Annotated in this window: 9 protein-coding genes and 1 pseudogene; 7 read left to right on the forward strand and 3 right to left on the reverse strand. The window is 71.9% G+C overall.

The window, feature by feature from the left end:
* Window positions 1-401, reverse strand: a pseudogene (locus tag E1258_RS21315) (hypothetical protein); the annotation flags it as partial.
* A 151-nt stretch (window positions 402-552) separates the two neighbouring features.
* Between E1258_RS21315 and trmB the strand changes: the two are divergent.
* From trmB to E1258_RS21335, 3 genes are all read left to right on the forward strand, one after another.
* A complete protein-coding gene (gene trmB, locus E1258_RS21320) occupies window positions 553-1,266 on the forward strand; it encodes a tRNA (guanosine(46)-N7)-methyltransferase TrmB (RefSeq protein WP_207919656.1) in 714 nt (237 codons plus the stop codon).
* Between the two features lie 125 nt (window positions 1,267-1,391).
* Entirely contained in the window at window positions 1,392-3,905 is a 2,514-nt protein-coding gene (locus E1258_RS21325; RefSeq protein WP_132404140.1) for an RNA helicase, read from the forward strand.
* 347 nt (window positions 3,906-4,252) lie between these two features.
* A complete protein-coding gene (locus E1258_RS21335) occupies window positions 4,253-4,900 on the forward strand; it encodes a hypothetical protein (RefSeq protein WP_132404142.1) in 648 nt (215 codons plus the stop codon).
* Window positions 4,901-5,103: 203 nt separating this feature from the next.
* On the opposite strand, the gene E1258_RS21340 is transcribed toward E1258_RS21335, so the two are convergent.
* Window positions 5,104-5,508: a cytidine deaminase gene (locus E1258_RS21340; RefSeq protein WP_243715604.1), complete on the reverse strand. Its 405-nt coding sequence runs from the start codon at window positions 5,506-5,508 to the stop codon at window positions 5,104-5,106.
* A gap of 157 nt (window positions 5,509-5,665) precedes the next feature.
* Here E1258_RS21340 and hrpA point away from each other — a divergent pair, with 157 nt between their 5' ends.
* Window positions 5,666-9,667, forward strand: a complete 4,002-nt coding sequence (gene hrpA / locus E1258_RS21345; protein WP_132404148.1) for an ATP-dependent RNA helicase HrpA — start codon at window positions 5,666-5,668, stop codon at window positions 9,665-9,667.
* Window positions 9,668-9,698: 31 nt separating this feature from the next.
* On the opposite strand, the gene E1258_RS21350 is transcribed toward hrpA, so the two are convergent.
* Entirely contained in the window at window positions 9,699-10,628 is a 930-nt protein-coding gene (locus E1258_RS21350; RefSeq protein ID WP_132404151.1) for a LysR family transcriptional regulator, read from the reverse strand.
* Window positions 10,629-10,663: 35 nt separating this feature from the next.
* Here E1258_RS21350 and E1258_RS21355 point away from each other — a divergent pair, with 35 nt between their 5' ends.
* The 3 genes from E1258_RS21355 to E1258_RS21365 are packed head-to-tail and all read left to right on the forward strand — an operon-like array spanning window position 10,664 to window position 14,093.
* The gene (locus E1258_RS21355) at window positions 10,664-11,395 is read left to right on the forward strand and encodes a succinate dehydrogenase cytochrome b subunit (RefSeq protein ID WP_132404154.1); all 732 of its coding nucleotides are present in this window, start codon (window positions 10,664-10,666) and stop codon (window positions 11,393-11,395) included.
* A gap of 2 nt (window positions 11,396-11,397) precedes the next feature.
* Window positions 11,398-13,335 carry a fumarate reductase/succinate dehydrogenase flavoprotein subunit gene (locus tag E1258_RS21360; protein ID WP_132404157.1) on the forward strand — a complete coding sequence of 646 codons (1,938 nt, stop codon included), beginning with the start codon at window positions 11,398-11,400 and terminating at the stop codon, window positions 13,333-13,335.
* Window positions 13,332-14,093 carry a succinate dehydrogenase/fumarate reductase iron-sulfur subunit gene (locus tag E1258_RS21365; protein WP_132404160.1) on the forward strand — a complete coding sequence of 254 codons (762 nt, stop codon included), beginning with the start codon at window positions 13,332-13,334 and terminating at the stop codon, window positions 14,091-14,093. Before E1258_RS21360 ends, E1258_RS21365 begins: the two co-directional genes overlap by 4 nt.
* Window positions 14,094-14,373: the final 280 nt, after the last annotated feature.

Below are 14,373 nucleotides of genomic sequence, written 5' to 3' on the forward strand. Positions count from 1 at the left end.
ACCTGGAGCATCGTGGTCGCGGTCTCCCCGCCCCGGCATTCGAGCTTGACCCGGTAGTTGCCCGGCCAGATGCGCTCGCGGACCATCGGGGCGCCGATGAGCAGGCCCCGCTGCGGATGCACGGCGACCCGACCGAAGGCGTCGGAGACCACGATGGCCGGCACGGAGTTGTCGTGGCAACTCGCCCGGATGCCGACGAGGTGGCCGGGCTGCACGGTGCTGGGGGTGACCTCGACGAAGACGAGCCAGCCGGGCTGCTGCCCACCGGGCGGGCCGGGCAGCGGCTCGCGGGCGGGGACGCCTGCGGGAGCCCCGGCGGCCCGCGTGCCCGCCGCGAGCGGCCCGGCGAGCGCGGCGACGGCGACCGCCAGCGCGACGCCGATCCGCGTGGCTGCCCCCATGACCCCTCCCGGCGCGGTAGTGCGTCGCCGGGCAGCGGCCGCCCGGCCTGCCATACGGGATGAATCCTCTCATCCCCGGCCGTACCTCACATCCGATCCGGCGCGATCGTCGTGTTCGCTCGGCGCGATCGTCGCGTAGGCTCGGAGCGCTGTGACCTCCACCGACCCGAACCCCGTCGTGACCGTGCCGCCGCACGCGTCGCGGATCCGCACCTTCCACCCCCGCCGGGGCCGGATGACCGGCCGCCAGGTCGACACCCTCGACCGGCTCTGGTCGGCGTACGGCCTGACGGTCAGCGACGACCCCGCCGCGCCCGTGGATCTGGCGGCGCTGTTCGGTCGCCGGGCCCCGATCGTGCTGGAGATCGGGTCGGGGATGGGAGACGCCACGGCCGCGATGGCCGCCGACGACCCAGGCCGAGACTATCTGGCGGTCGAAGTGCACACGCCGGGAATCGCCAACCTGTTGGGCCTGGTGGAGCGCCTCGGGCTGGGCAACGTTCGGGTCGCCCGGGGCGACGCGCTGGACCTGGTCCGGGCGCTGCCGGACGGGTCGCTGGACGCGGTGCACGTCTTCTTCCCCGACCCGTGGCCGAAGTCGCGGCACCACAAACGGCGGATCATCCAGCCGGCGCACGTGGCGCTGCTGCGTTCCCGGCTGGCGACCGGCGGGACGCTGCACTGCGCCACCGACTGGGCCGAGTACGCCGAGTCGATGCGCGAGACGCTGACCGCCGACCCGGGGCTGGTGGACGTGCACGGCGGGTACGCATCGCGCCCGGCCCACCGGCCGGTCACCAAGTTCGAGCGCCGCGCCCTCACGGCCGGCCGCCCGGTGTTCGACCTGGTCCACCGCCGCGCCTGAGGCGCAGGGAGGGGCCCCTGTTATCGCATTCTGGTGCACAAGGGGCCCCTGCCAACCACCGCCGACCACACCGGCGTCGACCCGGTTGGCGCGAGGGGGCCTGCGGCAGGCACGATGGACGGGCTATGACGCTCACCGCCGCGCTGCCGACAAGCGCCGACCCCGACACCCTTTTCGACGCGTTCGCCGGCTGGGCGAAGGAGCGCGGCCTCGACCTCTACCCCCACCAGGAGGAGGCGGTCATCGAGATCGTCTCCGGCGCGAACGTGATCATGAACACGCCGACCGGCTCGGGCAAGAGCCTGGTGGCGATCGCCGCCCACTTCGCCGCCCTGGCCGACGACCGGACGACCTTCTACACCGCCCCGATCAAGGCCCTGGTGTCGGAGAAGTTCTTCGCCCTCTGCGAGGTCTTCGGCGCCGACAACGTCGGCATGCTCACCGGCGACGCCAGCGTCAACGCCGACGCCCCGATCATCTGCTGCACCGCCGAGATCCTGGCCAATCTCGCGCTGCGCGAGGGCACGCGGGCCGACGTCGGCCAGGTGGTCATGGATGAGTTCCACTTCTACGCCGAGCCGGACCGGGGCTGGGCCTGGCAGGTGCCGATCATCGAGCTGCCCCAGGCGCAGTTCATCCTGATGTCGGCCACCCTGGGCGACACCACCCGCTTCGTCGACGACCTGACCCGGCGCACCGGCCGGCCGACCGCCGTCGTGCGCTCGGCCGAGCGGCCGGTCCCGCTCCTCTTCTCGTACGCGACGACGCCGCTGCACGAGACGCTGGAGGAGCTGCTGGAGACCAAGCAGGCCCCGGTGTACGTCGTGCACTTCACCCAGGCCGCCGCCCTCGAACGCGCCCAGGCGCTGATGAGCGTCAACGTCTGCACCCGGGCCGAGAAGGACCTGATCGCCGAGGCGATCGGCCGGTTCCGGTTCACCTCCGGCTTCGGCAAGACGCTGTCGAGGCTGGTCCGGCACGGCATCGGGGTGCACCACGCCGGCATGCTGCCCAAGTACCGCCGGCTCGTGGAGACCCTCGCCCAGGCCGGCCTGCTCAAGGTCATCTGCGGCACGGACACGCTCGGCGTCGGCATCAACGTGCCCATCCGCACCGTGCTGTTCACCGGCCTGAGCAAGTACGACGGCGTGCGTACCCGGCTGCTCAAGAACCGCGAGTTCCACCAGATCGCCGGCCGGGCCGGCCGGGCCGGCTTCGACACCCTCGGTCGGGTCGTCGTGCAGGCCCCCGAGCACGTCATCGAGAACGAGAAGGCCCTCGCCAAGGCTGGCGACGACCCGAAGAAGCGGCGCAAGGTGGTCCGCAAGAAGCCGCCGGAGGGCTCGATCGGCTGGGGTAGGCCCACCTTCGACCGTCTCGTCGAGGCCGAGCCGGAGCCACTGACCTCCAGCTTCCAGGTCAGCCACTCGATGCTGCTCAACGTCATCGGCCGTCCCGGCGACGCGTTCACCGCGATGCGGCACCTGCTCACCGACAACCACGAGGAACGCGCCGCCCAGCGCCGGCACATCCGCCGGGCCATCGCCATCTACCGGGCGCTGCGGGCCGGCGGGGTGGTCGAGGAGCTGCCCGAGCCGGACGAGACCGGCCGCCGGGCCCGGCTCACCGTCGACCTCCAGCTCGACTTCGCGCTCAACCAGCCGCTGTCGCCGCTCGCCCTGGCCGCCATCGAGCTGCTCGACGTCGAGAGCCCGTCGTACGCCCTCGACGTGCTCTCGGTGATCGAGTCGATCCTCGACGACCCCCGCCAGGTGCTGTCCGCGCAGCAGTTCAAGGCCCGCGGCGAGGCGGTCGCCGCGATGAAGGCCGAGGGCATCGAGTACGAGGCCCGCCTCGAACTGCTCGACGAGGTGACCTGGCCCAAGCCCCTCGCGGAGCTGCTGGAGGGCGCGTACGAGATGTACCGGCGGGGGCACCCCTGGGTGGCCGACCACCAGCTCTCCCCCAAGTCCGTCGTCCGGGACATGTACGAGCGGGCGATGACCTTCACCGAGTACGTGCAGTTCTACTCCCTGACCCGGTCCGAGGGCCTCGTGCTGCGCTACCTCGCCGACGCGTACAAGACGCTGCGGCAGACCGTGCCCGAGGACGCCAAGACCGAGGAGCTGATCGACCTCATCGAGTGGCTGCACGAGCTGGTCCGCCAGGTCGACTCCAGCCTCATCGACGAGTGGGAGCGGCTGCGCAACCCGTCCGACGTCGCCGAGGCCGCCGAGGCGCACGCCGCCCTGGACGACCGGCCGCCGGCGGTCACCCGCAACGCCCGGGCGTTCCGGGTGCTGGTGCGCAACGCGCTGTTCCGCCGGGTCGAGCTGGCCGCCCTGCGCCGCTGGGACCTGCTCGGCGAACTCGACGCCGCCGACGGCTGGGACGCCGACGCGTGGGCCGACGCGCTGGGGCCGTACTTCGAGGCGTACGACTCGATCGGGACCGGGCCGGACGCCCGCGGCCCCGCGCTGCTGATGATCGAGCAGGGCCGGGACCGGTGGACGGTCCGGCAGATCCTCGACGACCCGGACGGCGACCACGACTGGCGCATCAGCGCCGAGGTCGACCTGGCCGCCTCCGACGAGGTCGGCGCCGCCGTCGTGCGGATCACCGACGTCGGCCAGCTCTAGCCGGTCCTCGCCGCAGTGGCCGGTCGGGGCGCGGCTGGCACCGAGGTGACTGCCACGTGCACTCGTCGCTCCCTCGTCCTGGCCGGCCCCTGACGCCTTCCAGCCGAGCGGCTCGGCCAGCGCTGACCGGCATCTCGCCCTCCGGCTCCATGTCGAGTTCGGCGAAGAACGCGGTGGCAGCCGCAAGGTCGTCGACCACGACACGGACGTGGTCCATGCGCAGTATCGCCATATCAAGAGCATAGGGGGCACACCGGCGGAGACCCGCCCTTCTTTCCTCTGGGCGATGTCAGACCCGTCGATTAGAATGTATGTACTAAACCAAGTCCTGACCTGGGAGGACTTCCGTGACCGCGCCCACCTCCAGCACCCTCCCGCCCTACGCCACCCTCCTCGGCTTCACCCGGTACGTCGACCGCACCGGGCCCACCAAGGCCAGCTTCGTCGGTGGCCTGCGTAAGCAGCGGGCCAGCCGGCACGGCTTCAACCCGCACGGTCAGTTCGTCAAGGCGCTCAAGGCCGACGTCGCCTTCCACACCGGCGGCACGCACCTGGCGCAGGTGGCCGACGCGGTCAAGCCGCGCTGGCAGCCGCTCTACCGGGCGCTCGTGCCGGGCGCGACGACCTGGCTGCGTTCCCTCGGCGAGCCGACCGGCGTCGACCTGGCCCAGACCCGCGACGCCCTGGCCATGCTCGGCGACCTGCCGGTGAAGATCAATCCACATTTCGGCATCCGATACGCCGCCGACGGCCGCGCCGAGGCCGTCCGCCTGCACTTCGACGAGGCCCCGCCCAGCGAGGAGGCGGCCCTGGCCACCCTGCACCTGATGGCCCGGCACATGGACGCGGTCCTGCCGCACGCCGTGCCGGTCCTGGTCGACGTACGGCGGGGCGTGGCACACCGGACGCCCGACGGCGTCAAACCCGAGCAGGTCGAGCAGTGGCTGGCCGGCGAGGCCGCCGCGTTCCGCGCGATCTGGTCCACCGCCGCCTGATCACCCGCCGCCTCCCAACCTTTCGACCCATCCACCGCCCCGACCGAGGTCCGACCGCCTGGAGTCCGACCGCGCCACCTCCCGTGCGACAAGGGAGGTGGCGCGGTCGCGAATGGGGACGGGACCTCAGGTCGTGGGGACGCACTTCTCCAGGGCCGTCGATGATCTTGTTGGCGGCACCGACGCCGCGAATCCCCGTGCGGCTAGAACTGCGGGCCCGGCTGGTGGTCGGCCCACACGTACGTCTCGGGTAGCAGCTCGGCAACCGGCACGGCGCGCAGCGCATCCGCCGGGCCGACGATGACCCGGAGGGACGGGAAGTAGTCGCGCAGCACCTGCCGACACCGGCCGCAGGGCGTGATGACGCCCCGGCCCCGATCACCCACCGCCACGATGGTCTCCAGCTCCGTCTCGCCCTGGGTGGCGGCGGCCCCGATCGCCACCACCTCGGCGCACGGCCCCCCGGTGAAGTGGTAGACGTTCACGCCGGTGAAAACGCGGCCTTCGGCGGTGCGCACGGCGGCTGCGACGGTATGGTTCTCGCTGCGGCAGCGCAGCTTCGCCACCGCCGTGGCGGCCTGCACCAGCGCGCGGTCGGTGTCTCGCATGCTCATTCCAGGCCCCCGTGGTCGGCGTCGGTCGGCGGTCAACTCTAGACCCCGGCCGGCAGGGCCGACCCGGTCCGGCCCCGGGGAGCAGGGGACCGCCCAGCCCCCGGTAACCAGAGGGCGGTCCGGCTCACGGCTGCCTATCCTTGGCGACGACATGCAGAATCCAGCCGCTCCCGCCGCAGCCGCCGTGCCCGACATCGCCCGCGAGTTGCACCGCCGCCTGCCCGCCCTGATGTTCCGCGACCAGCGCCGGCTCCAGCGGCGGCTCGACGGCGTGCGGCGGTTGCGCGACCCGCAGCGGCGCGACGCCGCGCTCGCCGAGATCACCGCCGACGTCGCCCGGGCCGAGCAACGGCTCGCCGACCGCCGGGCGGCGGTGCCCGTGATCACGTACCCGGCCGGGCTGCCGGTCAGCGAGCGCAGAGACGACCTGGCCGCCACGATCCGCGACCACCAGGTGGTGATCGTGGCCGGCGAGACCGGCTCCGGCAAAACCACCCAGCTACCCAAGATCTGTCTGGAGCTGGGGCGCGGCGTACACGGGCTGATCGGGCACACCCAGCCCCGGCGGCTCGCCGCCCGCACGGTCGCCGACCGTATCGCCGAGGAGCTGGGCACCGAACTGGGCGACGTGGTCGGCTACAAGGTCCGCTTCACCGACCAGGTGAGCGACCGCAGCCTGGTCAAGCTGATGACCGACGGCATCCTGCTCGCCGAGCTGCAGACGGACCGGATGCTGCGCCAGTACGACACGCTGATCATCGACGAGGCGCACGAGCGCAGCCTGAACATCGACTTCATCCTCGGCTACCTGCGGCAGCTCCTGCCCCGCCGCCCCGACCTCAAGGTGGTCATCACCTCGGCGACCATCGAGACGGACCGGTTCGCGAAGCACTTCGCGGACGCCGAGGGCCGGCCCGCGCCGGTGGTCGAGGTGTCCGGGCGGACGTACCCGGTCGAGGTGCGGTACCGGCCGCTGGTCGAGGTCACCGATGCCGACGACGAGAACGGCGACGACGAGAACGTCCGCGACCAGATCCAGGCGATCGGCGACGCGGTCGAGGAACTGGCCGCCGAGGGGCCGGGCGACATCCTGGTCTTCCTCTCCGGCGAGCGGGAGATCCGGGACACCGCCGACGCGCTGGGCAAGCTGGTCGGGTCCCGGCGGTCGCTGTTGGGCACCGAGATCCTGCCGCTGTACGCCCGGCTGTCGGCCGCCGAACAGCACCGGGTGTTCGCCCCGCACACCGCGCGGCGGGTGGTGCTCGCCACCAACGTCGCGGAGACCTCGCTGACCGTTCCCGGCATCAAGTACGTGGTGGACCCGGGCACCGCCCGGATCTCCCGCTACTCCAGCCGGCTCAAGGTGCAGCGGCTGCCCATCGAGCCGGTGTCGCAGGCGTCGGCCAACCAGCGCAAGGGCCGCTGCGGGCGCACCTCGGACGGCATCTGCGTACGTCTCTACGACGAGCAGGACTTCGCCGCCCGTCCGGAGTTCACCGACCCGGAGATCCTGCGCACCAACCTCGCCTCGGTCATCCTCCAGATGACCTCGATCGGGCTGGGTGACGTGGCGGCGTTCCCGTTCATCGACCCGCCGGACCGGCGCAACATCGCCGACGGGGTGAACCTGCTGCACGAGCTGGGCGCGCTGGATCCGACGGAGACCGACCCGGCGAAGCGGCTCACCCCGCTGGGCCGGCGGCTGGCCCAGCTCCCGGTCGACCCCCGGTTGGCCCGGATGGTCCTGGAGGGCGAGCGCAACGGCTGCGCCACCGAAGTGATCGTGATCGCCGCCGCGCTGTCCATCCAGGACCCGCGCGAGCGGCCGGCGGAGAAGCAGGCCCAGGCCGACCAGGCGCACGCGAGGTTCGCCGACAAGGAGTCCGACTTCGTCGCGTACCTGAACCTGTGGCGGTACCTGCGCGAGCAGCAGCGGGAGCTGTCGTCCAGCGCGTTCCGCCGGATGTGCCGGGCCGAGTATCTCAACTACCTGCGGGTACGCGAGTGGCAGGACATCGTCAGCCAGGTGCGCCAGGTCCTGCGTACGGCGGAAAAGGGTGACGGCCGGCGCGGGGCCGGCGCGGACCTGCCGGAAGAGATCGACACCCCGAGGGTGCACCAGTCGCTGCTGCCGGGCCTGCTGTCCCACATCGGGCTCAAGGACCCGCAGAAGCACGAGTACCTCGGGGCGCGGGGGGCGAAGTTCGCCCTGTTCCCCGGCTCGGCGCTGTTCCGCAAGCCGCCGCGCTGGGTGATGGCCGCGGAGCTGGTGGAGACCTCCCGGCTGTGGGGGCGGGTCGCCGGCCGGGTCGAACCGGAGTGGGTCGAGCCCCTCGCGCAGCACCTGGTCAAGCGCAGCTACAGCGAGCCGCACTGGGAGAAGAAACAGGCGGCGGTGCTGGCCTACGAGAAGGTCACCCTGTACGGCGTCCCGCTGGTCACCGGCCGGAAGGTCAACTTCGGACAGATCGACCCGGCGCTGTCGCGTGAGCTGTTCATCCGGCACGCCCTCGTCGAGGGCGACTGGTCCACCCACCACCAGTTCTGGCGGGACAACCAGAAGCTGCTCACCGACATCGAGGAGCTGGAGAACCGGGCCCGGCGGCGGGACATCCTGGTCGACGACGAGACGATCTTCGCCTTCTACGACGAACGGATCCCGGCCGACGTGGTCTCCGGCCGGCACTTCGACGCCTGGTGGAAGCAGACCCGCAGGGAGCGGCCCGACCTGCTCACCTTCACCCGGGAGCTGCTGGTCAACGCCGGCCGGGGCGGCGTCGACGAGGCCGACTACCCCGACGAGTGGCGGGCCGACGGGGTCACCCTGCCACTGACGTACACCTTCGACCCGGGCACCCCGACCGACGGGGTGACCGTCGACATCCCGCTGCCGTTGCTCAACCAGGTGCCGGCGGAGAGCTTCGACTGGCAGGTCCCCGGGCTGCGCGAGGAACTGGTGATCGCGCTGATCCGGTCGTTGCCCAAGCCGATCCGGCGCAACTTCGTCCCGGTCCCCGACTACGCCCGGGCCGCGCTCGCGGCGATCACCCCCGGGCAGGAGCCGCTGCTGGACGCGCTGACCCGGCAGCTACGCCGGATGACCGGGGTGACCGTGCCCCGGGACGCCTGGGAGCCGGGGAAGCTCCCCGCCCACCTGCGGGTCAGCTTCCGGGTGCTCGACGAGGAGAACAAGCCGGTCGCCGAGGGCAAGGACCTGCCGGCCCTGCAACGCCAGCTCCGCCAGGAGGTACGCCAGGTGGTGGCCGCCGCCGCCCCGGACGTCGCCCGGACGGGCCTGCGCGAGTGGGACATCGACGATCTCCCTCGCACCATCGAACAGGTCCGCGCCGGGTACGCGGTGACCGCGTACCCGGCGCTGGTCGACGAGGGCACCACGGTCGGGGTGAAGGTCTTCGACTCCGAGGCCGAGCAGGCCGCCGCGCACTGGGCGGGCACCCGTCGGCTGCTGCGGCTGACCGTGCCGTCGCCGGCGAAGTTCCTCCAGGGGCGGCTGTCCAACGAGGCGAAGCTGGCGCTGAGCCGCAACCCGCACGGCGGCGTGCAGGAGCTGATCGCCGACGCGGCCGGGGCGGCGATCGACAAGCTGGTCGCCGACACGGGCGGTCCGGCCTGGGACGCCGAGGGCTTCGCCGCCCTACGGGAGCGGGTTCGCGCCGACCTGGTGGACACCGTCGTCGAGGTGATGGGCCGGGTGCGGCAGGTGCTCGCCGCCGCGTACGCCGTCGAGCAGCGCCTCGGCAAGACCCAGAACCTGGCCGTGGTGGCCGCCCTGGCCGACATCCGGGCGCAACTGTCGGGTCTGGTGCACAAGGGGTTCGTCACCGAGACCGGGTACGCCCGCCTGCCCGACCTGCTGCGCTACCTGACCGCGATCGAGCGGCGGCTGGACCGGCTGCCGGGCAACCCGCAGCGGGACCGCCAGCAGCAGGACCGGATCGCCGCCGTGCAGAAGGAGTACGCCGACCTGCTCGCCGCGCTGCCGCCGAGCCGGCGGCGGTCGGCTGCGGTGCGGCAGATCCGCTGGATGATCGAGGAGTTGCGGGTCAACGTGTTCGCCCAGGCCCTTGGCACCCCGTACCCGGTGTCGGAGCAGCGGATCTACCGGGCGATGGACGAGGCCGAGGGGCGCTGAGCCCTCGGCCCTTGGCCAGCACCCTGGCCGCTCAGCGGGGTTCCACCCCCGGCGGCAGGACGTTCTGCTCGGTGGCCTCCCGGACGTACTCCATCAGGATCCGGCGCAGCTCACGGCCGGCGTGGGTGGGCTCCACGTCGCGGCGGTGGGCCACGGCGATGGTCCGGCGCACCCCGGGCGGGGCCAGCCGGGTGACCCGGACCCCGGGGCGGCGGGCCACCACCATGCCGGGCACCAACGCCACCCCGAGGCCCTCCTCGACGAAGCTGAGCACGGCGTCCATCTCACCGCCGTCGACCGACAGAGTGGGCTCGAAGCCGGCCTCCCGACACGCCTGGAGGGTGGCGTCGCGCAGGTCGTACCCTTTTCGGAACATGACCAGGGGCTGGCCGCGCAGGTCGGTGACGCGCAGCTCGCCGGCGGCCGAGGTGCCCGGCACCTCGGCCAGCGAGGCCACCACCAGGCTCTCCCGCAGGATCTCCTCCGCGCGCAGCCCCGGGTCCGCGCCCTGGGCGGGCATGATGATCAGCGCGAGGTCGAGGTCGCCGCGCAGCAGGTCGCGGACGAGGTCCTGCGAGCCGCCCTCCTCCACCCGCAGGTCGACGCCGGGGTGGGCGTCGCGGAACCGGCGCAGCACGGGCGGGGCGAGCGAGGTGGCCAGGCTCGGGGTGGCGCCGAGGCGGACCCGGCCGCGCCGCAGCCCGACCAGCTCCTGCACCTCCCGCGCGGCGGTGTCGACGTCGGCGAGGATCCGCCGGGCCAGCGGGAGCAGCACCTCACCGGCGGCGGTGAGGGCGATTCGGCCACGCACCCGCTCGAACAGCGGGGCCCCGAGGCCGGCCTCCAGCGCGTGAATTTGCTTACTCAACGACGGCTGGGTGATGCCGACCGCGTCGGCAGCTTGGGTGAAATGTCGTAGTTCTGCGACAGCGACGAAGTACCGAAGCTGATGTAGCTGCATCTACATAGCCTATGGCTATCAAGCCTGCGAGGTCGATGCATTGGACGACTAGTCCAAGGTCTCCTAGCGTCGGTCGGGTGGTACTCACGAAATCCCGGTCGCCCATCCGCTCCAACGTCGGCCTGAAGGCCGTCATGGCGGTGACGGGCATCCTGCTGGTGCTGTTCCTCGTCGCGCACATGCTCGGCAACCTGAAGATCTTCACGGGCGAGACCGCGTTCGACCACTACGCGCACTGGCTGCGCGACATCGGCACCCCGCTGCTGCCCTCGACCTGGTTCCTGTGGATCCAGCGCACGGTGCTGCTGGCGGCCGTGCTGGGCCACATCGGCGCGGCCACCCTGCTCGCGCTGCGCGCCCGCGCCGCCCGCCCGGTGCGGTACACGCACCGCAGGAAGGTCAACGGCAGCTACGCGGCCCGCACGATGCGCTGGGGCGGCGTGATCATCCTGCTCTTCGTGATCTACCACATCCTGGACCTGACCACCGGTCACCTGAACCCCCAGGGCGACCCGGGCAACCCGTACGGCAACGTGGTCGCCGACTTCGCGCCGGCCCGCTGGTACGTCACGCTCCTCTACACCCTGGCGATCGTGGCGCTCGGCCTGCACCTGCGCCACGGCGCGTTCAGCGCGTTGCGCAGCCTCGGCCAGCAGACCCCCGCGGGCGAGCGCCGGGCACGCGCCGCCGCGCTCGTCTTCGCCATCGTGCTCTGCGCCGGCTACCTCGTGGTGCCGTTCGCCGTACTCACCGGATTGGTGGCCTGACCATGGATCTGTTCACCGAGGGCGACCCGATCGCCGACGCCCACGCCCCGCAGGGCCCGATCGAGACTCGCTGGGCGCGGCGCCGTTTCGAGGCCAAGCTGGTCAACCCGGCCAACCGCCGCAAGCTGACGGTGATCGTGGTCGGCACCGGCCTGGCCGGCGGCTCGGCCGCCGCCACGCTCGCCGAGCAGGGCTACCGGGTCAGGTCGTACTGCTACCAGGACAGCCCGCGCCGGGCCCACTCCATCGCCGCGCAGGGCGGCATCAACGCCGCCAAGAACTACCGCAACGACGGCGACTCGGTGCACCGGCTGTTCTACGACACCGTCAAGGGCGGCGACTTCCGCTCCCGCGAGTCGAACGTGCACCGGCTGGCGGAGGTCTCGGTCAACATCATCGACCAGTGCGTCGCCCAGGGCGTGCCGTTCGCCCGCGAGTACGGCGGCCTGCTCGACACCCGCTCCTTCGGCGGGGCGCAGGTGCAGCGCACCTTCTACGCCCGGGGTCAGACGGGCCAACAGCTCCTACTCGGGGCGTACCAGGCCCTGGAGCGGCAGATCGGCCTGGGCAACGTGGAGATGAACGCCCGGCACGAGATGCTGGAGCTGATCGTCGTCGACGGTCGGGCCCGGGGCATCGTCGTCCGGGACCTGGTCACCGGCGAGATCACCAGCGAGTTCGCCGACGCGGTGGTGCTCGCCTCCGGCGGCTACGGCAACGTCTTCTACCTCTCGACCAACGCCAAGGGCTGCAACGTCACCGCCATCTGGCGGGCGCACCGCAAGGGCGCGTACTTCGCCAACCCCTGCTACACGCAGATCCACCCGACCTGCATCCCCGTCTCCGGCGACCACCAGTCGAAGTTGACGCTGATGAGCGAGTCACTGCGCAACGACGGCCGGGTGTGGGTGCCGAAGGTTAAGGGCGACGACCGCCGCCCGAAGGACATTCCCGAGGACGAGCGGGACTACTACCTCGAACGAATCTACCCGTCCTTCGGCAACCTGGTGCCCCGGGACATCGCCTCGCGCGCGGCGAAGAACGTCTGCGACTCCGGGCGCGGCGTGGGCCCTGGCGGGCTCGGCGTCTACCTCGACTTCGCCGACGCCATCGGCCGGCTCGGCCGCCAGGCCATCGAGGCCAAGTACGGCAACCTCTTCGAGATGTACGAGCGGATCACCGGCGAGGACCCGTACGCGGTCCCGATGCGGATCTACCCCGCCGTGCACTACACGATGGGCGGACTCTGGGTCGACTACGACCTCCAGTCGACGATTCCCGGCCTGTTCGTGATCGGCGAGGCGAACTTCTCCGACCACGGCGCGAACCGGCTCGGCGCGTCCGCGCTGATGCAGGGCCTCGCCGACGGCTACTTCGTGCTGCCCAACACGATCGCGAACTACCTGGCGGCCGGCCCGTTCGAGCGGGTCGACGCCAGCCATCCGGCGGCCGTCGAGGCTCGACGCGACGTCGAGGACCGGATCCGGCGGCTCCTCGCCGTCGACGGCGACCGGACGGTCGACTCGTTCCACCGTGAGCTGGGTCAGATCATGTGGGAGCACTGCGGCATGGAGCGCAGCGAGGCCGGGCTGCGCAAGGCCATCGACGAGATCCGGGCGCTGCGCGAGGAGTTCTGGCGGCGGGTTCGCGTCCCCGGCGACGGCGAAGGGCTCAACCAGTCGCTGGAGAAGGCCGGCCGGGTGGCCGACTTCTTCGAGCTGGCCGAGCTGATGTGCGTCGACGCCCTGCACCGCGAGGAGTCCTGCGGCGGCCACTTCCGGGCCGAGCACCAGACCCCCGACGGCGAGGCGCAGCGCGACGACGACCGGTTCGCCTACGTGGCGGCCTGGGAGTACACCGGCGGCGACGAGCCGGCCGTACTACACAAGGAAAACCTGAAATTCGAGTACGTGCACCCGACGCAGCGGAGCTACAAGTGAACCTGACCCTGCGCATCTGGCGCCAGTGCGGCCCCGAGGACAAGGGGCGGATGGTGACCTACCAGGTCGACGACGTCTCCCCCGACATGTCGTTCCTGGAGATGCTCGACGTGCTCAACGAGCGGCTCATCCTCGCCGGTGAGGAGCCGGTGGCGTTCGACCACGACTGCCGCGAGGGCATCTGCGGCATGTGCGGCCTCATGATCAACGGTGACGCGCACGGCCCGCAGCGCGGCACCACCGCCTGCCAGTTGCACATGCGACAGTTCTCCGACGGCGACACGATCGACATCGAGCCGTGGCGGGCCCGGGCCTTTCCCGTCATCAAGGACCTGGTGGTCGACCGCACCGCCTTCGACAAGATCATCGCCGCGGGCGGATACATCACCGCGCCGACCGGCAGTGCGCCCGAGGCGCACTCCGTGCCGGTCGCCAAGGCCGACGCGGACGCGGCCTTCTCCTCGGCCGCGTGCATCGGCTGCGGCGCCTGCGTGGCGGCCTGCCCGAACGGCTCGGGCATGCTGTTCACCGCCGCGAAGATCACCCAGCTCTCGCTGCTGCCGCAGGGCCAGCCGGAACGGTACACCCGGGTGATCGGCATGGTCGACGCGCACGACGAGGCCGGCTTCGGCGGCTGCACCAACGCCGGCGAGTGCACCGCGGTCTGCCCGAAGGGCATCCCGCTGAACACCATCGGCCGGCTCAACCGCGACTACCTGAGGGCCACCGCCAAGCGCGGCGGCACCCCCGGCTCCTGACACTGGCCGGCGGCGGGATCGGGCGGACGTCGCGCTGCTGGTCGGCCCGCCGCAGTCGGTGCTGACCGCGGTGCCTTGCGGGGCTACCGCAGTCGGTGCTGACCGCGGTGCCTTGCGGGGCTGCCGCAGTCGGTGCTCACCTCGGACGGCCTATGGAGCTGCCCCGGCTGTGCGCCCGCATCGCCGCCCGCCCGCCGCGAGACGCCGGCCCCACCTCGTGCCCAGCCCGCAGCACAGCCGCACGCCCACACACACCCGCGCGCCGAGCACAGCCGCACGC

The sequence above is a fragment of the Micromonospora sp. KC207 genome, from assembly GCF_004348615.1.
Taxonomy (GTDB): Bacteria; Actinomycetota; Actinomycetes; order Mycobacteriales; family Micromonosporaceae; genus Micromonospora.

Coding starts and splice junctions, on each gene's coding strand:
- E1258_RS21325 (WP_132404140.1), top strand. CDS start 1,392: ATGACGCTCACCGCCGCGCTGCCGACAAGCGCCGACCCCGACACCCTT.
- E1258_RS21340 (WP_243715604.1), bottom strand. CDS start 5,508: ATGCGAGACACCGACCGCGCGCTGGTGCAGGCCGCCACGGCGGTGGCG.
- hrpA (WP_132404148.1), top strand. CDS start 5,666: ATGCAGAATCCAGCCGCTCCCGCCGCAGCCGCCGTGCCCGACATCGCC.
- E1258_RS21350 (WP_132404151.1), bottom strand. CDS start 10,628: ATGCAGCTACATCAGCTTCGGTACTTCGTCGCTGTCGCAGAACTACGA.
- E1258_RS21355 (WP_132404154.1), top strand. CDS start 10,664: ATGCATTGGACGACTAGTCCAAGGTCTCCTAGCGTCGGTCGGGTGGTA.
- E1258_RS21360 (WP_132404157.1), top strand. CDS start 11,398: ATGGATCTGTTCACCGAGGGCGACCCGATCGCCGACGCCCACGCCCCG.